The sequence below is a fragment of the Asaia sp. W19 genome (assembly GCF_003994335.1).
Lineage (GTDB): Bacteria > Pseudomonadota > Alphaproteobacteria > Acetobacterales > Acetobacteraceae > Asaia.
The window spans coordinates 127,560-146,946 of sequence record NZ_PNQZ01000025.1; the positions used below are offsets into that span (position 1 = coordinate 127,560).

The following is a 19,387-nucleotide window of genomic DNA, read 5'->3' on the forward strand; positions in this document are numbered from 1 at the left end:
GGATAACTAAACGTCCGTGGGAATAGCGTTCAGGCTATGAACTATGACAATAAATGTTGATTTCAAAAATGATATTACGAGGGAACTTCTACCCAAAGAGCGGTTTGCAAGGGGGTGTTCCGTGAATTCGCGGCGTCGAATTAGGATGTTGATTTGCCTCAATGAAAATACCGTCAATAAGAGTATATGATCACTTCTTGCAATAACGAATTCCATCATTTGGGATTCGATGATCGTTCGATTGGCTGTCGTTCAAATTCGGGCGAGTGAAAAACGAAAGAACAAGGAAAGCTTCCCGATGACCGAAAGGCTGCGAGACCTCAATCAGGCGCTTCATGTCAGAACCCGGATCGGTGTCGGCAGTCACCGGTCGCGACTGCCCCGTTATGTGTCCTTCATGCCGCCATGCAATCATGCCTGCCCAGCCGGGGAGAATATCCAGGGCTGGCTCGCCCATGCCGAAAAAGGGGCCTTCGAAGCGGCCTGGCGTCTCCTGGTGCAGGAAAATGCGCTTCCTGCCATTCATGGGCGGGCCTGCTACCACCCATGCGAGGGGCAGTGTAACCGCGCCGGGCTGGATGAACCCATCGCCATTCACGAAGTCGAGCGTTTTCTCGGCGATCTGGCCCGCGAGAACGGTTGGAAAGTGTCGTGTGGCGCGGCGACGGGCCGGCGTGTGCTCGTGGTCGGATCGGGGCCTGCGGGTATTGCCTGCGCCTATCATCTCGCGTTGCTGGGCCATGCCGTCGAGATCAGGGAGGCCGCGCCACGGCCGGGGGGTATGATGGCATATGGCATTCCTGCCTATCGCCTGCCCATGGCGGTGCTCGATGACGAGATTGCCCGCGTTCTGGCCATGCCCGGCGTGACGCTGCGCTGCAACAGCCGGGTCGATGACCTGTCCCGGCTGATGGACGAGGGAAAATTCGATGCTGCCTTCGTCGCGGTTGGTGCCTCGCGCGCCCTGACCATGACGCTTCCGGTCGCGCAGGGGCGTCAGGCCGTGGAGGCAATCGACCTTCTGCATGCGGTTCGGGAGGGAAAACGCCCCGTCCTTGGGCGCGTGGTTGCCGTGATTGGTGGGGGCAATGTCGCTATGGATGCCGCGCGAACGGCGCGCCGTCTCGGGGCGCAGGAGGTGATCATGATCTATCGCCGTGATCGCGATCACATGCCCGCCCATACCGAAGAGCGCGAGGCGGCCGAGGCCGAGGGCGTGACCATACGCTATTGCAGCATTGTCAGGCGTTTCAGCGCACAGGGTGTCGAGATTGAGGCCGTCAGCCTCGACAGGGATAATGGCCTCACCCCAACGGGGGAAATCGACTGTATCCCTGCCGATACCGTCATCCTGGCCATTGGCCAGCACGCAGACCTTTCGCTCTGTGCGGGTTTCACGGACATCGTGATCGATCGCGGCGATGTGCTCGGGGTCGATGAGACCTTCATGACCGGACATCGCGGTGTTTTCGCCGGGGGGGATTGCGTTCCCGGGACACGTACGATGACGACCGCCACCGGGCATGGCAAACATGCGGCCCGCGCGATTGATGCCTATCTGAGCGGGCTTTGCCTGCCCGTCAGGCACAAGCCCGAGATCGTGACCTTCGATATGATGCACATGCCCCTGCTCGTGATGGCAGGGCGCGCAAAGCCCCCCGAACTGCCCGCGGCACAGCGCGCCGGGTTTGAGGAGATCGTAGCCGGGCTGGTTGAAAAATCCGCCCGACGCGAAGCTGGGCGGTGCCTCTCCTGCGGAAATTGTTATGAATGCGATAACTGTTTTGCAGCCTGTTCGGAACAGGCCATCACGCGCCTTGGCCCGGGTAGGGGTTACGTCATCTCCGCAGCGCTGTGCACGGGATGTGGCGATTGTGTCGAGCAATGTCCCTGTACGGCTCTGGCCATGCGCCCCGAGCCTGTGGGCGCGGTCCCGGATGACGGGGCAATCGGCGAACCGCTTTCACCCGCAAAATTCATGGTCAGAGCCTGAACGAGCCGAAAGGGCAGAAAAATGAGCAGGAAAACAGCCGCCCCTGAAGCGCGCGATCGGAAGGCAGCGGAGATGGGCGCGCAAGACACGACGCCCAGCAGAAGTCACGAGGCAGCCGCGCCAGCGGACAAGGTGACGGGCAAGATTTCTGCTTCGGGGTCAAGCCAGGGCGCGCCCTCGACCTCGGCCAGACTGACCACGCTCGATGGCAATTCCGCGGTGGTGCATGTGGCCTATCGCGTGAACGAGATCTGCGCCATCTATCCCATCACCCCGTCGTCGCCCATGGCCGAAACCGCCGATAGCTGGGCCAGTGCAGGGCTGAAAAATCTGTGGGGCAACGTTCCTATCGTGCAGGAGATGCAGGCGGAAGGCGGTGCTGCAGGATGCGTGCATGGCGCCCTCCAGAGCGGCGCGCTCACAACTACCTTCACCGCCTCACAAGGCCTGCTGCTCATGATCCCCAATCTGTACAAGATTGCGGGCGAACTGACCTCGACGGTCGTGCATGTGGCAGCGCGCGCGCTCGCCGCAGGGACCTCGTCCATTTTCGGCGATCATCAGGATCTGATGGCGGTGCGTCAGACCGGCTTCGCGCAAATCGGTGCGGCCTCGGTGCAGGAGGGGCACGATCTGGCGATCATTGCCCAGGCTGCGACCCTCGAATCCCGTGTGCCGTTCATTCATTTCACGGACGGATTTCGCACGTCGCATGAGTATAACTCGCTTGATGTCGTGCCAGATGGGCAGATCCGCGCGATGATCGATGAAGATCAGGTTCGCGCCCATCGTGAGAGAGCCCTCAGTCCCGACAGGCCATTCATTCGGGGAACCTGGCAGAACCCGGATACCTATTTCCAGACCCGCGAGGCAGTGAACACCTATTATCTGCGTACTCCCGGCATTGTCAGGGCGGCGATGGACCGGTTCGCGGCCCTGACGGGGCGTCAATACGGCCTGTTCCGCTATGAGGGTGCGCCCGATGCCCGCCATGTGGTGATCGCCATGGGGTCCGGTGCGGAAGTCGTACGCGAAACGGCACTCTGGCTGAACGCCCATGATACGAAGCGCAAACTGGGGGCGCTGCAAGTCGTGCTCTATCGCCCTTTCGATGCAAAGGCATTTCTGGAGGCACTCCCAAAGACGGTCGAACGTATCGCCGTGCTCGACCGCACTAAAGAACCCGGCGCCCCTATGGAGCCGCTTCATGCCGATATCGTGGGCGTGCTCGCCGAGGCCGTGGCGACCGGGCAGTTCCCGCATATGCCACGGGTGATCGGTGGGCGTTATGGCCTGTCATCGCGTGACTTTCATCCCGGCATGGCGCGGGCTGTATTCGACGAACTGGCCCAGCCGACCCCGCGCGCCGCGTTCACCATCGGGTTGATCGATGACGTTACCCATCTGAGTCTCGAGTACGATGAAGGGTTCGATATCGAGCCTGCTGGCACGACGCGTTGCCTCTTTTATGGCGTGGGGGCAGATGGAACGGTGGGTGCCAACAAGAACAGTGTCGAGATCATAGGCGCTCTGAAAGGGCGCTATGCCCAGGCCTATTTCGATTACGACTCCCATAAATCAGGGGCAGAGACGGCGTCTCATCTGCGTTTTGGCAAGGCACCCATCACAGCCCCCTATCTGATCCGTCATGCCGATTTCATCGCCTGCCATAAATTCGAATTCCTCTTTCGGCGCGACCTGCTGGGGGCTGCCAATGAGGGGGGCATCTTCCTGCTCAACAGCCCTTACGGACCGGACACCGTCTGGGAGCAACTGCCCCGCAAGGTCCAGGATCAGATCATCGACCGGAAGCTGCATTTTCACGTCATCGACGCCTCGCGTGTCGCCCTGGAAATCGGGCTCGGCCCGAGGATCAACACGATCCTGCAGACCTGTTTTTTTCATCTGACAGGCATTCTCCCTCAGGAAGAGGCCATCGCAGCCATCAAGGCGTTCATTCAGAAATCCTATGGAGCCAAGGGCGGAAATATCGTAGCGCTGAACAACGCTGCGGTGGATGCCGCTGTGGAGGCGCTGCACGCGGTGCCTGTGCCGCAGCGCGCCGAGGGAACGCGCGCCATGCCGCCTCTCGTGCCGGAAGACGCCCCTGATTTCGTGCATCGTGTCACGGCCGAGATCATGGCGGGGCGTGGCGAGATGATTCCGGTCAGCGCCATTCCGGCCGATGGTACGTTCCCTGGTGGTACAACGCGTTTCGAGAAGCGCAATATCGCCGTCGAGGTGCCGGTCTGGGAACCCGAGCGCTGCATCCAGTGCGGGCAATGCAGCGTCGTCTGTCCGCATAGCGTCATTCGGGCCAAGACCTTTGAGACGACCTGCCTCGATCACGCACCGGCGGCGTTCAAATCGGCTCCGGTCAATGCAAAAGGGTATCCCGATACACGCTATACGCTGCAATTCTACGTCGAGGATTGCACGGGATGTGCAGTCTGCGTGGAGAATTGCCCTGCCATCGACCCCGAAACGCAGGAACGCGCCATCAACATGGCCGAAAAGATGCCGCTGCTTCAAAATGAGCGTCGGAATATCGGGTTTTTTGAGACCATTCCGGAGCTGGAGCGCATGAGGGTCAACCCCTCGACCGTGCGCGGTGTGCAGTTTCTCGAGCCGCTTTTCGAGTTCAGCGGTGCCTGCGCGGGATGTGGCGAGACACCCTATCTCAAACTCGTCTCGCAGCTATTCGGCGACCGGATGCAGATTGCCAATGCCACCGGCTGCTCGGCTATTTTCGCAGGCAATACCCCGGCGCACCCATGGAAAGCCAACGCCGAGGGGCGTGGTGTCGCCTGGTCGAACTCTCTCTTTGAGGATAATGCGGAGTTCGGTCTCGGCTTTCGTCTGGCCATCGACAAGCAGACAGAGCTCGCCCGCGCGCTGACAGAAACACTGAAAGCGCGTATTGGTCCCGATCTCGCCCGGGCTCTTCTGGATGCGCCTCAGGAGACGGAATGGGATTTTTCGCTGCAGCGCGCGCGCGTCAAGGCGTTGAAGAGCACGCTTGCAGCCTTGCCTGATGAGGCGCGTCAGGGCGAGGCCGAAACCCTGCTGAGCGTGGCCGACCACCTCGTACGTCGATCTGTCTGGATCATCGGTGGCGACGGGTGGGCCTATGATATCGGCTATGGGGGGCTCGATCACGTACTGGCGCAGAATCGCAACGTGAATATTCTGGTGCTCGATACCGAGGTTTATTCGAATACAGGCGGTCAGTCATCCAAGGCAACGCCGATCGGGGCTTCTGCCAAATTCGCCGCTGCTGGTAAAAGAGCCCCGCGCAAGGATCTCGGCCTACAGGCCGTGTCGTACGGGAATGTCTATGTGGCCCAGATCGCCATTGGCGCTGATCCAGAGCAGGCGCTGACGGCCATACGTGAGGCAGAGGCCCATGACGGGCCGTCACTCATCATCGCCTACTCCCAATGTATCGCTCACGGCATCGATATGCGTGATGGCATGAAGCAGCAGGCCCGCGCCGTAGCGTCAGGATACTGGCCACTCTTTCGTTTTGACCCGGCGATGCGCAAGGAGGGCCTCAATCCGTTCCAACTCGACTCTCCGCGTCCGCGGATACCCTTCGAAGACTATGCCTATCGCGAGCTGCGCTACAAAACCCTGTCGCGCACGGCGCTGGAAGAAGCAGAGCATCTGTTGCATCAGGCTCAGGCCGCAGCCTTCGAACGTTATCGCCTCTATGAGGATATGGCGGAACGCGACGGCAGGCGCTTCCTGCCTCACTGGGAGGACGTGGAGTAACGAAGGTGTGCTCAGCTGAGCGCGGCCTTCGCGCTCCCTCGGCATGGGGGCGTTTTCTGAGGGGATACGCGCTGCTCCCGTTGGGCAGGAGAGGATGGGCGAGCCGTAATCACCGTGGCTCGGGCTGTTTCCCTGCCTCACGGGCCCATCAGATTTCCCCTGGGGGCACCCTTCCCCTCGAGATTGGCCGCGGGGCCTCCACGCGTCGTTTCCCGCCCCCTTTATTCGGGGAACGACAGGGATGTTTCCCCACGGGCATGATCAAGAGACAAGACGATGACAGAAACACGCCTCAATAGCGCGTCAGATACACGGCACACGGCTTTCGATGCGTTGATTGCACGCGCCAGAGCTTCGGGCGCCGTGCCCTACGCCATTGTGTGGCCCTGTGAAGCCCACGCCCTTGCCGGGGCCATAGAGGCGGCGCGCCGGGGAATTCTGATGCCTGTGCTCGTGGGCAACAGGGTTCTGATGGAAAGGGCCGCTCAGGAGGCCGGGCTGTCGCTTGTTTCGTATCGCGTGGTCGAGGCGGCTACACCCGAAGAGGCCGTGAGCGCGGCTATCGCTTTGGTTCATGAAGGGACGGTGCACGGGCTGGCCAAGGGCAGTCTGCACACGGATGTGCTCATGCATGGGGTCGTCGCGCAGGAGAGCGGTTTGAGAACCGATCGGCGTATGAGCCATGTGTTCATGATGGCGGTCAGAGGCCGGGCAGAGCCGCTTTTTCTGACAGATTCCGCCATCAATATTGCGCCCGATCTGACGACGAAACGGCATATCATTCAGAATGCCGTCGATCTGCATCACGGTCTGGGTTTCGGAACACCGCGTGTCGCCATTCTCTCAGCGGTCGAGACGCTCAATCCCAGGATACAGGGAACGCTCGACGCGGCCTGTCTGAGCAAGATGGCGGAACGCGGCGAGATAACCGGTGCCATCGTGGATGGTCCCCTGGCCATGGATAATGCGGTTGATGCAGAGGCGGCACGCATCAAGGGTCTGACGTCGCCCGTAGCGGGGCGCGCAGATTCTGGTCATGCCCGATCTCGAGGCCGGCAATATCGCGGTGAAGGCGCTCAGTTTTCTGGGGGAGGCCCGTTGTGGAGGGCTCGTGATGGGCGCGCGCGTGCCCATTCTTCTCACCAGCCGGGCCGATACCATCGAGGCGCGGCTTGATTCCGCCGCCATGGGCGCCGTCTATGCGCGCTTTTTGAACCAGAAAGCCTGAGAATGCGGCCTCAGCAATCGAGGCAGGGCATTCACCCCGCGTTGTCCGATGTGGCTGACGCATGACACGCTATACGATGACCCCGCCCTCTCACTCATTACGATGAGCTGTGCCGTCACGCATGAAATATGAAGATTCCTCATGGATTGATCAGAACAAATCATTTCCGCTCACGATAGCGCGCAGGCATAAACGGGACGCGCCCTGAAAACCGGTTCCCCGACATCACCAGCCAGGGCAGCGCAGGTCTTTCGGGTCATTCAGGTCTCGTTTCAGTGAGGCCGGACCGCGACCGGGTTTGGGAGGAAAGAACGACATGCAGCCCAGCGTCACATTCGACATCAGGAAAACCCGCTTCGATACCGGGTATTGTCCTTCTGATCAGACCCGGATCACCACCAACTTTGCCAATCTGGCACGGGGCGCCAATCGCGAGGAGAATCTTCGCAGCGTATTGCGCATGATCGACAACCGCTTCAACGCAGCAGCGCATTGGGATAATCCGGCGGGTGATCGCTATGGGCTCGCACTCGAAATCATCTCAGCGGAAATTCTGATCGATGAAGGAGGTACCCAAGCGCGCTTTCCTGCCATCGAAATGCTCAACATCGATATCCTGGATCGACGGGAAGACCGGCGGATCAGGGGCATCGTCGGAAATAATTTCTCGTCTTATCTGCGTGACTATGATTTCAGCGTGGCCTTGCCTGCCCATAATGCGCAGCGGGCCGCGTTTGCGGTGCCGGATGATTTTGGTGTGCTGCATGGGCGTATCTTCAGGAATTTCCTCGCATCGGAAATCTATCGGAAGAATTTCGATAAATCGCCGGTGATATGTCTGAGCGTGTCCAGCGACAGGACCTATATCGCGACGCCAAACCGCCATCCGGTCCTGGGCGTGGAATATAGCCAGCATGATCCGTCTCTGACCGATCATTATTTCGGTCAGATGGGGCTGCGGGTCCGGTATTTCATGCCGCCTCAGGCAGTGGCACCGCTGGCATTCTACTTCCAGGGCGATCTGACGGCTGATTATACCGATCTCGAACTGATGGGCACGATCGCCACGATGGAAACCTTCCAGAAAATCTATCGCCCTGAAATCTATAACGCGAACTCCGTTGCGACGGCGCGGTATCAGCCCAGCCTGCGCGCTCAGGATCACTCGCTGACCCGTATCACCTATGATCGCGAGGAACGCACGAGGCTCGCGATCGAGCAGGGCAAATATGCCGAGACGCATTTCGTCACGCCCTATCGTGATCTCCTTGCGCAATGGTCCGGGGCCTGTACCGCCTGATTTTTGCCACTCGCAATGCGACTCTTCATTCAAAGGCCTCGACCATGAATAAATTCCTCCCTACTTCCACGGCGGGTAGCCTGCCCAAGCCATCCTGGCTGGCCCAGCCCGAAACACTCTGGTCAGCCTGGCGATTGGCGGATCAGGATCTGGCAGAAGGGCGTCAGGACGCGCTCTCTCTGTCATTGCATGAGCAGGATCTCGCGGGGATCGATATCGTCAGCGATGGCGAGCAGACGCGCCAGCATTTCGTGACCACCTTTATCGAACATCTGAACGGCGTCGATTTCGAGAAGCGCGAGACTGTCCGGATACGCGATCGATACGATGCCAGCGTGCCGAGCGTGGTCGATGCGGTATCCCGATCCAGACCGGTTTTTGTCGACGATGCCAGATTCCTGCGTAAGCAGACGCGCAAGCCGATCAAATGGGCGCTCCCCGGTCCCATGACGATGGTCGATACCCTGTACGACAACCACTACAAGAGCCGCGAGAAACTTGCCTGGGAATTTGCCGGAATTCTCAATCAAGAGGCCCGGGAGCTGGCCGCGGCAGGGGTGGATATCATCCAGTTCGATGAACCTGCCTTCAACGTGTTCTTCGATGAAGTAAACGACTGGGGTATCGCCGCGCTGGAGCGAGCAAGCGCAGGTCTGACCTGCGAAACCGCCGTGCATATCTGCTACGGCTACGGGATCGAGGCCAATACCGACTGGAAGGAGAGCCTTGGCTCGGAATGGCGTCAGTATGAGGCGATCTTCCCGAGACTGCAGCGCTCGCATCTCGATATGGTGTCGCTCGAGTGCCATAACTCCCGCGTGCCGATGGATCTGATCGAGCTTATCCGCGGCAAGAAGGTGATGGTGGGGGCGATCGACGTTGCCAGCAGGAGCGTCGAAACCGCTGAGGAGGTGGCGAGGACCCTGCGCAATGCCCTGCGCTTTGTCGATGCCGACAAGCTGTATCCGAGCACCAATTGCGGCATGGCGCCTTTGCCGCGCGATGTGGCGCGCGGTAAGCTGAAGGCTCTGAGCGCCGGTGCGGCGCTGGTGCGCGCCGAACTGACAGGGAACCATGCAGCCTGAACCCGCTCCCCTCGGTCGGGCTTTTCGAGCAACCGAAAGCCCGGCCTTTCGAGGAGGTGCTTTCAGATAGCCACGTAGCGCCGGACCTCTTCGGCTTCCAGCGTCGCCGCGGCACCGGACACGACCACGCGCCCGCGATCGAGCACCACAATCTGCTGTGCGAGTTCGAAGGCGAAATCGAAATACTGTTCCACGAGCAGGATCGCCATATCGCCCCGCCGACGCAGGGCGTCGATCACCCGGCCGATATCCTTGATGATGCTGGGTTGAATACCCTCGGTAGGCTCATCCAGCACCAGAAGACGGGGCTTGATGACGAGTGCGCGCGCAATTGCAAGCTGCTGTTGCTGACCGCCCGAGAGATCGCCGCCGCGCCGTGTCATCATCTTTCCCAGCACTGGAAAGAGATCGAAAATCTCCTCCGGCAGGCGTCTCTCGCCGCGTGGCAGCAAGGCAAGCCCGGTTTCAAGGTTTTCACGTACTGTCATGAGCGGGAAGATGTCACGTCCCTGTGGAACCGTCGCAATTCCCCGTCGTGCCCGCTCATAGGCAGGCAGCGCGGTGATGTCCTCGCCCTCCCAGGTGATGCAACCGGAGGAGACCGCATGCATGCCGGTCACGGCGCGCAGGGTGCTCGTCTTGCCCACGCCGTTGCGCCCCAACAGACAGGTGACCGATCCGGGCTCGGCCTTGAGCGAGACACCGCGCAGGGCGATCGCAGCACCGTAATGCAATTCGATCTGATCGACATTCAGCATGACTGATCCCTCACCGTCCGAGATAGACTTCAATGACGCGCGGATCATTGCTGACCGTATCGAGCGGCCCTTCCGCCAGAACCGCGCCTTCGTGAAGCACCGTCACGGTCACATCCAGCGCCCGCACGAAATCCATGTCATGCTCCACCACCACAACGCTGCGCGTACGATTGATCTCGCGCAGCAACTCGGCCGTTTCGGCAGTCTCTGCATCGGTCATACCGGCGACAGGTTCGTCCACAAGGAGCAGATCGGGCTCCTGTGCCAGCAGCATGCCAATCTCGAGCCATTGCTTCTGGCCGTGACTGAGCCCACCCGCAGCGCGCGTACTTTCGGCACCGAGGCGAATGGTGGCGAGAAGCCCTTCGATACGCCGGATCTCATCAGGGGTCAGCCGGGCGAAAAGCAGCCTGTGCGGGCGTCGGAGGCCCTTGAGGGCGAGCAGAAGATTATCCCAGACGCTCAGGGCCTCGAACACGGTCGGTTTCTGGAATTTGCGCCCGATCCCTAGTTCGGCAATGGCAGGTTCGTCCAGACGGGTCAGGTCATGACCCCGAAAGGTGACGCTCCCCGTATCAGGACGGGTCTTGCCGGTGATGATATCCATCATTGTCGTTTTGCCAGCGCCATTAGGGCCCACGATCGCGCGCATTTCGCCCGGTGCAAGGGTGAGCGAGAGGCCGTTGATGGCCCTGAACCCATCGAAGCTGACGGAAACATCCCGCAAGTCGAGAAGAGCGGCGGTCGTCATGCATTCGATCCTTCAGGATTGGTGATTTCGGGCGTTACCTCCTCGTCGCGCTTGCGTGGCACATGGCGCAAAAGCCCCATGACGCCATTCGGCAGGAAAAGCGTGGTGGCGAGAAACAGGGCGCCGAGCCCGTAGAGCCAGAATTCAGGCAGGATGGCGGTGAAGAGGGTCTTGCCGAAATTGACCAGAACTGCCCCGATCACAGCGCCCGTCAGCGTGCCACGTCCCCCGACCGCTACCCAGATCACGGCCTCGATCGAGTTGGCCGGAGCGAACTCGCCCGGATTGACGATCCCGATCTGAAGCACATAGAGCGCGCCACCCAGCGCTGCGATAAGGGCCGAGACGATCCAGACCACAAGCTTGACCTGCTCCGGACGATAGCCAAGAAAGCGCGTGCGCGATTCAGTATCGCGTACTGCCACCAGAACCCGGCCGTAGCGTCCTCCCATCAGAGCGCGCGCACCCATCAACACGGCGCCGAGGATCACGCCGGTCAGCGCCAGAAGCACGGCCCGCGTGCTTGGCGCGGTGAGGTCGAAACCCAGCACATCCTTGAATCCGGTCAGACCGTTATTGCCGCCGAAGCCAAGCCCGTTCTGGAAGAAGGCGAGCATGAGCGCATAGGTCAGCGCCTGGGTGATGATCGAGAGATACACCCCTGAGACGCGGGAGCGGAAGGCGAGCCAGCCGAACAGCCCCGCCAGCACAGCCGGGACACCCAGCATAAGCACCACGCCAACCAGAAAATGGTCTGATCCCCACCAATACCAGGGGAGGCGATGCCAGGAGAGGAACACCATGAAATCGGGCAGGTCTGCATTGCCATAGACCCCGCGTGCGCCGATGGCGCGCGTCAGGTACATGCCCATGCCATAGGCCCCGAGGGCGAAGAACGCGGCGTGACCGAGGGTGAGAATACCCGCAAACCCCCAGACCAGATCGACCGCAAGGGCAAGCAGGGCATAGGAGAGATATTTTCCGCAAAGCGTCACGACGAAAGGTGAGACGCTGAGTGCGCTGCCCTGGGGCAGCAGGCTGGTCAGCGCCAGAACGAGGGCGAGAACGACTACGAGGAGCGCCGTCCAACGCGCGCTGCGGAAGCTGAAATCGGTGCTCATGATTCGATCCCCCGACCGCGCATCGGGAACATGCCGCGTGGATGGCGCTGAATGAACAGGATGACGAGGACCAGCAGCAGGATCTTGCCCGAGACCGCACCGATCAGCGGTTCGAGTCCCTTGCCGCCAAGTCCAAGTGCGAGCGCCGCCGCCAGACTGCCCCAGAGATTGCCAACCCCGCCGAAGACAACGACGAGGAAGCTGTCGATGATATAACCCTGCCCGAGATTGGGGCTGACATTATCGATCTGACTGACCGCAACACCGGCCAGACCGGCAATGCCCGAGCCCAGACCAAAAGTAAGCGCGTCGACACGCGCCGTGCGGATCCCCATCAGGGCGGCCATGCGTCGGTTCTGGGTGACGGCACGCATATGCAGTCCGAGCGGGGTGCGTCGAAGCACCAGCATCAGGGCGGCCATGACAGCTATGGCGAACAGGAAGATGGCAAGGCGCACCGTGGTGATTTCAAGCCCCCCCAGTGCGAAGGCACCCCCGAGCCAGCCCGGTGTGGTGACGGCCACATTACTCGGGCCGAAAACGGAGCGCACGGCCTGCTGCAGAATGAGTGAAACGCCCCAGCTTGCAAGAAGCGTCTCGAGCGGTCGCCCATACAGGAAGCGGATCACGCCGCGCTCGATCAGGATACCCAGCCCGCCGCTAACGACGAAGGCAGCGGGCAGAGCGAGAATCAGACTGAACGGCGAGAGCGCCGGGATATAAGCGGCAATCAGACGCTCGACGACGAAGGTCGTATAGGCGCCCACCATCATCAATTCACCATGGGCCATGTTGATTACGCCCATCACCCCGAAGGTGATGGCGAGCCCCATGGCCGAGAGCAGCAGGACGGAGCTCAGGCTCACCCCGTAGAAAAGATCCTGGGCGTAACTCCAGAGCCTGAGCCGGAAGTCGATGGAGGCAACGGCTTTTTTTGCGGCCTCGCGCGTTTGTGGCGCAAGAGCCTCAAGGGCTGCGGCCCGCGTCAGCAGCGATCTCGCGCCCAGTCCGCCTGTTTTTTTAATGGCGGAGACGGCGGCAAGCTGCGCGCTCAGGGCGACGGGCGGAGCGCCAGGGCTCAGTAGAATAGCCGCGCGCGCAGCCTCGAATTCCGCGCGCAGGGATTTGTTGGCCGGGTCGGCGCTGGCGTGATCCAGGGCGGGCAGCATCGAGGCATCGGGATGGGTGAGCATGCGCGACAGGGCGTCGTGCTTTTCGGCCCGGCTGCCCTGCGCCAGCAGGAGTTCGGCCCGCGCCGTGGCGAGAACCAAACGTACGCGGTTATTGACACGAACCGGATGCAGGGTGGCGGGGTCGATGTCCGCATTCTGCTGGCCCGTGCGCGCATCGACCAGACCCGTTCCTGCATGGATGTACACGCCCCCTGACCCAGCCATGAGCTTATGGGCGTCAAGTGCCTGCAGTGTCGCGAGGGCCTTGTCATCGCCGGAATGGCCGAGCGCCTCGATCCCGGCGATGATGGCGTCGAAATGCGGGGAGGCCAGCTGGGCGTAGGGATCGGGAGTAGCCTCCTGAGCCCCGGCGGGGGCACAAGGCGCGCCGAGGACCAGCGCGAGGCACAGGGTGAATGCGAGACCTGCCTTACGCATGATGCGATCCGAGGCAGGCCTTTTTCTGGGTGTCGTAATTTCCGCAATTGATGGGAGCGGTCCAGTCGCCTGTCAGATGCGCGGTTTCCGGCACATAAGGCGACCAGGCCTGGCCCGGCACCTCGTGGGGCGTCTGCCACACCACATTGAACTGCCCGTCATCCTGGATCTCGCCAATATAGACCGGCTTGGTGATGTGATGATTGGGCAGGACCTGCGCGATCCCACCGGTGAGGTTGGGCTGGCGCAGCCCCACCATGGCGGCAATGACCTTGTCATGATCGGTCGTGCCCGCCTTTTCCACGGCCCGCACCCAGAGATTGAATCCGATGTAATGGGCTTCCATCGGGTCGTTGGTTGTCCGTTTCGGGTTCTTGGTGAATTTATGCCAGTCGGCGATAAACGCCTTGTTAGCGGGCGTATCGATGCTCTCGAAGTAATTCCAGGCCGCAAGCTGCCCGACCAGGGGCTTGGTATCCATGCCTGCCAGCTCCTCCTCACCGACGCTGAAGGCCATGACCGGAATATCGGTGGCGGTGATGCCCTGGGCCCCAAGCTCCTTGTAAAAGGGCACATTGGCATCGCCATTGATGGTCGAGATGACAGCGGTCTTCTTCCCGGCCGAACCGAAGGCCTTGACCTGCGAGACGATGGTCTGCCAGTCGGACTGACCGAAGGGCGTATAATTCACCATGATGTCGGAATCCGCCACGCCCTTGGATTTGAGATAGGCCTGCAGGATCTGATTGGTGGTACGCGGATAGACGTAATCCGTCCCGATCAGGGCAAAGCGCCTGGCGCCGCCGCCATCCTCGCTCATGAGATAATCGACCGCCGGAATGGCCTGCTGATTGGGGGCCGCTCCCGTATAGAATACGTTGCGGCTGCATTCCTGCCCCTCATATTGCACGGGATAGAACAAGATGCCGTTCAGCTCCTCGAAGACAGGCAGTACCGATTTGCGTGAGACGCTGGTCCAGCAGCCAAAGACCGAGGCCACCTTGTCCACACTCAGAAGCTGACGGGCCTTTTCGGCAAAAAGCGGCCAGTTAGAGGCGGGATCGACCACCACGGGCTCGATGGGACGCCCCAGCAGCCCGCCCTTGCGATTCTGGATATCCACCAGCATCAGCATGACATCCTTGAGCGTCGCCTCGCTGATTGCCAGTGTACCCGAAAGTGAGTGCAGAATGCCGATCTTGATGGGCTCGCCCGAAGGCGCGGCGGCACGCGCGCGGCCGGTCCCGGCCAGCATCGCAGCGGAAGCGGCGAGGGTGAAACGGGCAAAGGCGCGGCGTGAGACGGGCGGGAGGGAGGTCATGGTGATCGGGTTCCTTCTCGGATGCTTCCCGATTTGGTCCCAAAACACCGCATTCGGCCTATACGCAGTCTTGCGTATCCTGGGCTATGTTGCGTCTTTCAAAAGGCTGATGAGAAGGTTCCGGAATGAAGATGCCGCTCAATACGCCGCTTCGCGGGGACACGGCGCGCCTGCGCATCGTCCGTATGCGCCGCGACTACAATGCCTGGGTGGCTGATCAGTCAACCGAGGATTATGCCTTGCGCTTCACCGCCCGGAGCGCACGCGCCGCCACGCCCTGGCGTGCGGCCCTGACGGCTCTGGGGTCCATATCCTTTATGGCGCTTGAGGCCGTGGGTGCCACATTGACCCTTGCGTTCGGGTTCGGGAACGTTGCGCTTGCCGTTCTTGTCGTATGCGTGGTGATTTTTCTTGTCAGCCTGCCCATCACCATTGCGGCGGCAAGGAGCGGGCTCGATATCGACCTGCTTACGCGGGGCACCGGGTTCGGATATATCGGCTCGACCCTTACCTCCCTGATCTATGCCAGCTTTACCTTCATCTTTTTCGGGATCGAAACGGCCATCCTGGCGGCCATGCTGGCCCGCATCGACTCACTACCCACCTGGCTGACCAATGTCATCGCGGCGCTGATCGTCATCCCTCTCGCAACGGGAGGTTTCCGGTTTCTCGCACGCTTCCAGAGTCTGACCATGCCGGTCTGGTTCGCGCTCAATACGGTTCCCCTCGTGGCGGTGTTGTGGCTTCACCCGGAATGGATCGGAAGCTGGGTCGGATTTTCTCCCCCCTCGGTTCAGGGAATCAGTCTGATTGCGGTAGGGAGCGCCGCCTCCGTCATGATGGTGCTGATCTGCCAGAGTGCGGAGCAGGTCGATTTCCTGAGGTTCCTCCCGGAGCGATCCGGCCGGAACCGCATAGCCTGGTGGGCCTCGGCCCTGATTGGCGGCCCCGGATGGGTGGTGCTCGATGCCGTCAAGATTCTGGCGGGTTCCTTTCTGGCCTGTGCCGCGCTGCGCCTCGGTATGGCGCCCGATGACGCCACCCAGCCCCAGGCACTCTACACGCTGGCCTATGGCACACTGCTTCCGCCACCTCTGGCATTGACGGCCACGTTTTTCCTGATCCTTGTGGCCCAGACGCGTATCAACCTGACCAATGCCTATGCAGGCTCCCTGGCCTGGTCGAATTTCTTCTCCCGCCTCACTCACGGACATCCGGGGCGGGTGTTCTATATTTTCTTCACCATTGGCATGGCTCTGATCCTGCTGGAGTCAGGCATCGTGAATTCGATCCAGACCGGACTGGTGTTTTATGCCGTTCTGGCCGCTTCCTGGATGGGGGCTATCGTCTCCGATCTGGTGCTGTGCAAGCCGCTCGGACTGAGCCCCCCGCGAATAGAGTTCCGGCGCGCGGCATTGCCGGACATCAATCCTGTCGGACTCGGCGCCATGCTCGCCGGGGTGGGGCTTGGCCTTGCCGCACTCTCGGGTGTGCTCGGCGCCATCGCTCATGCCTTTGCGCCATTCATGGCTCTTGGCATGGCGCTATGCGTGGCCCCTCTTATTGCTGCCGGTACGGGCGGCCGCACCTATCTGGCCCGGCGCCTGCCGCGCAGCCGGGCGCAGGATCGGGCACAGGATCGGGCACTGACCTGCGTGATCTGCGAGCGCGTCTATGAGGCGCCGGACATGGCGCATTGCCCTGCTTATGGGGGAGTGATCTGCTCGCTCTGCTGTTCATTGGATGCGCGTTGCCATGACCGGTGCAAGCCTCCCGCCACGCGGCTGGCCGCCCAGCTCACCCGGCCTCTCGATTATCTGCCACCTTTCGTCGGGCGGGCGCTGCGCCACCCTGCCGGGCGTTTCGCCCTCATCTTTGCTCTCGTCTTCACCATGCTGGGAAGTGTGGCGCTCTCGTCCTTCGCCCGGAACCATCCTTATCTATTGCTCGGGATGGGAGCAGCGATCGGCTCCATGCTGGCGGTCCTTGCGCAGCAGAGCCAGCGCGCCGCAAGGGAAGAGACCACCCGTCAAACGCAGTTGCTGCTCAATGAGATAGCCGCCCATGAGCGAACGGACGCCGCGCTGATACGCGCCCGTGAAAAGGCCGAGGCGGCAAGCCACGCCAAGACACGGTTTCTGAGCGGGATCAGCCACGAGATCCGGGCACCGCTCAACACGATCATGGGCTATGCCCAAATTCTCGAAGCGGACCCGCGTTTACCCCCTGATCGGCTGAATGCGCTGAGAACCATTCGCGAGAGTGGCGATCATATGACCGCGCTTCTGACCGGGGTGCTCGATATCTCGCGCATCGAGGCGGGGCGTATCGAAATCTATCGGGATCGTATTCCCTTCGCGCAATTCCTGGACTCGGTGGTGCAGATGGTACGTCCCCAGGCTGCGGCGAAGGGGCTGGAATTTGTCTATAAGCCAGGCACTCTGCCCCAGATGGTCAATGGCGATGCCCACAGGTTGCGCCAGATTTTGCTTAATCTGCTCTCCAATGCCATCAAGTTCACCGAGAGCGGCCGGGTCACGCTCAGCGTCATCTGGCAGCGTCAGATTGCCGAATTCGTGATTGAGGATACCGGGCCAGGCATTGCTCCGGAGGATCATGAGCGTATTTTCGAACCATTCGAACGCGCCGCGGGCGATGCCATACCGGGCACAGGGCTCGGCCTGACCATCACACGTCTGTTGACAGAGATCATGGGGGGAGAGCTGACCTTTAACGCGTCACAGGAGATCGCATCGCACGGCACCCGCTTCCGGGTGCGCCTGTTTCTTTCCGATCGAGAGGAGATGGCGGCACCCCGTCTCACGCAATTGCCAGTCGCATATGAGGGCAAGCCGCGGCGCATTCTCGTGGTCGATGACAATCCTCGGCATTGCGAAATGCTGACCGAAATGCTTGCGCCTCGGGGATTCGAGGTGGAGAGCGCGGCCAATGCACGGGACTGCCTTGAGCGTCTTGCCCGGTTCAGCCCCCATCTTCTGTTGCTCGACCTGTCCATGCCAGGGATGAACGGACGCGACCTGGCGCTATCGATACGCGAAACCCATGTGGGGGCGCTGCCGATCATCTTCATCACCGGGAATATGGCGGAACTCGCGGCGCAGCGCGTGTCCTCACTCGACGACTGTCCCGTTCTCGGCAAGCCCGTCGATTTCGTGGCGCTTTTTGAGGCGATGGGGCGCCTCCTTGGGCTGGAATGGACGCTTCGCGCACGGCGCGATGACAGTCCTGTGCCAGCTCCAGTGACGCGTTCTCACCCGGACCCGTCCCCCGCCATCGCTGATGCGCAGACGGCGCTCCCCCATGGGGCGGCGGATGCGTCAGCGGGTCAGGTGCTGCCGAACGTAGCGCGTCTGCGTCTGCTCCATCATCTCGAGCGCGGTGATCTGCGCGGGTTTCGCGTAGCGCTGGAAGATCTTGCAGGCGCGCACCCTGCCTTGGAGCCCCTGCTGCATCCCCTGCGCGAGGCAGCAGGTGGTTATCGCCTGGCAGAGCTCTCCGCATTGCTGGGCGGGGAGCGCCCATGACCACCGAGCGTCCCGTCATTCTGGTCATGGATGATGATCCGGCAGCGCTCGGGATGATGGATGCCGCGCTGGATGAGGCCGGGTTTGGTGTGCTTCTGGCCCAATCGGGTCAGGCGGCTTTTGCGATCATGACGCATCAGACGCCGGATCTGGCTCTGGTCGATGCGATGATGCCCGGCATGAATGGCTGGGAAGTCTGCGCACGTATGGCCTCGGAGCCGGAACTGGCCGCCATTCCGGTCATCTTCATGACGGGGCTGACCGAAATCGAGCATGTCCTGCGTGCCTTCGACGTAGGCGCCCAGGATTACGTGACCAAGCCCTTTCATTTCGATGAGGTACTCGCGCGTATCCGGGTCCGTCTTGCGGCCAGTCAGCAGGTCCGTGCAGCGCATGCGGCCCTTGATCGGGCCGGGCGCTATCTCTTTGGTCTCGATCTGCATCGCCGTCAGATCGTCTGGAGCACGCCACAGGCGGCGGAGCGCGTGGCGCAGTTGCCGGTCGATCTCGTGGAGGAGCTTTCGGTGCCGGAACTGGACGATCTGGCGCCAGGGTCCCTGCTGGGCCATTGGATGATCGGTGAGTCGCCCTACAAGATCCTGTTCGTGGGGCGAGAGGGACCGGAAACCCTTGTTCTGAAGATCGCGCCCGTTCCGGCCGCACCCGAGATCGTCTTGCAAAAGGCACTCGGCCTGAGTGCGCGCGAGGCCGAAGTATTGCTCTGGATCAGCAGGGGCAAGTCGAGCCGTGACATCGCTGATATTCTCAAGGTCAGTTCGCGCACGATCGATAAGCATACGGAGCAGCTTTACAACAAGGCTGGCCTCAGCGGCCGCGCTGCCGCTGCGGCGACAGCCTCCCGACTTCTCCGCGAGGCCGAATGAGGCGTTTGGCCGTTTCG

General features: G+C 61.4%; 11 protein-coding genes and 1 pseudogene. 7 read left to right on the forward strand and 5 right to left on the reverse strand.

Annotation, left to right across the window (positions count from 1 at the left end; translation table 11 throughout):
* Positions 1-229 precede the first annotated feature (229 nt).
* From C0V97_RS06470 to C0V97_RS06490, 5 genes and pseudogenes are all read left to right on the forward strand, one after another.
* A complete protein-coding gene (locus C0V97_RS06470) occupies positions 230-1,993 on the forward strand; it encodes an NAD(P)-binding protein (RefSeq protein WP_127101812.1) in 1,764 nt (587 codons plus the stop codon).
* Positions 1,994-2,014: 21 nt separating this feature from the next.
* Entirely contained in the window at positions 2,015-5,767 is a 3,753-nt protein-coding gene (gene nifJ / locus C0V97_RS06475; RefSeq protein ID WP_233582012.1) for a pyruvate:ferredoxin (flavodoxin) oxidoreductase, read from the forward strand.
* 276 nt (positions 5,768-6,043) lie between these two features.
* A pseudogene (locus C0V97_RS06480) lies at positions 6,044-6,995 on the forward strand (bifunctional enoyl-CoA hydratase/phosphate acetyltransferase).
* A 316-nt stretch (positions 6,996-7,311) separates the two neighbouring features.
* The gene (locus C0V97_RS06485; protein ID WP_127101813.1) at positions 7,312-8,295 is read left to right on the forward strand and encodes a putative oxygenase MesX; all 984 of its coding nucleotides are present in this window, start codon (positions 7,312-7,314) and stop codon (positions 8,293-8,295) included.
* Positions 8,296-8,339: 44 nt separating this feature from the next.
* Entirely contained in the window at positions 8,340-9,380 is a 1,041-nt protein-coding gene (locus C0V97_RS06490) for a methionine synthase (protein ID WP_127101814.1), read from the forward strand.
* A gap of 62 nt (positions 9,381-9,442) precedes the next feature.
* On the opposite strand, the gene urtE is transcribed toward C0V97_RS06490, so the two are convergent.
* The 5 genes from urtE to urtA are packed head-to-tail and all read right to left on the reverse strand — an operon-like array spanning position 9,443 to position 14,941.
* Entirely contained in the window at positions 9,443-10,138 is a 696-nt protein-coding gene (gene urtE, locus C0V97_RS06495) for an urea ABC transporter ATP-binding subunit UrtE (RefSeq protein WP_127101815.1), read from the reverse strand.
* Positions 10,139-10,148: 10 nt separating this feature from the next.
* The gene (gene urtD, locus C0V97_RS06500) at positions 10,149-10,889 is read right to left on the reverse strand and encodes an urea ABC transporter ATP-binding protein UrtD (RefSeq protein WP_127101816.1); all 741 of its coding nucleotides are present in this window, start codon (positions 10,887-10,889) and stop codon (positions 10,149-10,151) included.
* Positions 10,886-12,010 carry an urea ABC transporter permease subunit UrtC gene (gene urtC, locus C0V97_RS06505; RefSeq protein ID WP_127101817.1) on the reverse strand — a complete coding sequence of 375 codons (1,125 nt, stop codon included), beginning with the start codon at positions 12,008-12,010 and terminating at the stop codon, positions 10,886-10,888. Before urtC ends, urtD begins: the two co-directional genes overlap by 4 nt.
* Positions 12,007-13,620 (reverse strand): urea ABC transporter permease subunit UrtB, encoded by a 1,614-nt coding sequence (gene urtB, locus C0V97_RS06510; protein ID WP_127101818.1) that lies wholly within the window; start codon positions 13,618-13,620, stop codon positions 12,007-12,009. The genes urtC and urtB overlap by 4 nt, the downstream gene beginning before the upstream one ends.
* Positions 13,613-14,941 carry an urea ABC transporter substrate-binding protein gene (gene urtA, locus C0V97_RS06515; protein ID WP_127101819.1) on the reverse strand — a complete coding sequence of 443 codons (1,329 nt, stop codon included), beginning with the start codon at positions 14,939-14,941 and terminating at the stop codon, positions 13,613-13,615. Before urtA ends, urtB begins: the two co-directional genes overlap by 8 nt.
* Before the next feature lie 125 nt (positions 14,942-15,066).
* On the opposite strand from urtA, the gene C0V97_RS06520 reads away from it, so the two are divergent.
* Together C0V97_RS06520 and C0V97_RS06525 are read left to right on the forward strand one after the other, a co-directional pair.
* Complete coding sequence (locus tag C0V97_RS06520; RefSeq protein WP_233582013.1) at positions 15,067-18,486, forward strand: ATP-binding protein; 3,420 nt, start codon at positions 15,067-15,069, stop codon at positions 18,484-18,486.
* The gene (locus tag C0V97_RS06525; RefSeq protein ID WP_127101820.1) at positions 18,483-19,370 is read left to right on the forward strand and encodes a response regulator; all 888 of its coding nucleotides are present in this window, start codon (positions 18,483-18,485) and stop codon (positions 19,368-19,370) included. The genes C0V97_RS06520 and C0V97_RS06525 overlap by 4 nt, the downstream gene beginning before the upstream one ends.
* Positions 19,371-19,387: the final 17 nt, after the last annotated feature.

What these genes read in the sequence shown, in the direction of transcription:
- C0V97_RS06525 (WP_127101820.1), top strand. Translation starts at nt 18,483, where the DNA reads ATGACCACCGAGCGTCCCGTCATTCTGGTCATGGATGATGATCCGGCA.
- urtD (WP_127101816.1), bottom strand. Translation starts at nt 10,889, where the DNA reads ATGACGACCGCCGCTCTTCTCGACTTGCGGGATGTTTCCGTCAGCTTC.
- urtB (WP_127101818.1), bottom strand. Translation starts at nt 13,620, where the DNA reads ATGCGTAAGGCAGGTCTCGCATTCACCCTGTGCCTCGCGCTGGTCCTC.
- urtA (WP_127101819.1), bottom strand. Translation starts at nt 14,941, where the DNA reads ATGACCTCCCTCCCGCCCGTCTCACGCCGCGCCTTTGCCCGTTTCACC.
- C0V97_RS06485 (WP_127101813.1), top strand. Translation starts at nt 7,312, where the DNA reads ATGCAGCCCAGCGTCACATTCGACATCAGGAAAACCCGCTTCGATACC.
- urtE (WP_127101815.1), bottom strand. Translation starts at nt 10,138, where the DNA reads ATGCTGAATGTCGATCAGATCGAATTGCATTACGGTGCTGCGATCGCC.
- C0V97_RS06470 (WP_127101812.1), top strand. Translation starts at nt 230, where the DNA reads ATGATCGTTCGATTGGCTGTCGTTCAAATTCGGGCGAGTGAAAAACGA.
- C0V97_RS06520 (WP_233582013.1), top strand. Translation starts at nt 15,067, where the DNA reads ATGAAGATGCCGCTCAATACGCCGCTTCGCGGGGACACGGCGCGCCTG.
- urtC (WP_127101817.1), bottom strand. Translation starts at nt 12,010, where the DNA reads ATGAGCACCGATTTCAGCTTCCGCAGCGCGCGTTGGACGGCGCTCCTC.
- nifJ (WP_233582012.1), top strand. Translation starts at nt 2,015, where the DNA reads ATGAGCAGGAAAACAGCCGCCCCTGAAGCGCGCGATCGGAAGGCAGCG.
- C0V97_RS06490 (WP_127101814.1), top strand. Translation starts at nt 8,340, where the DNA reads ATGAATAAATTCCTCCCTACTTCCACGGCGGGTAGCCTGCCCAAGCCA.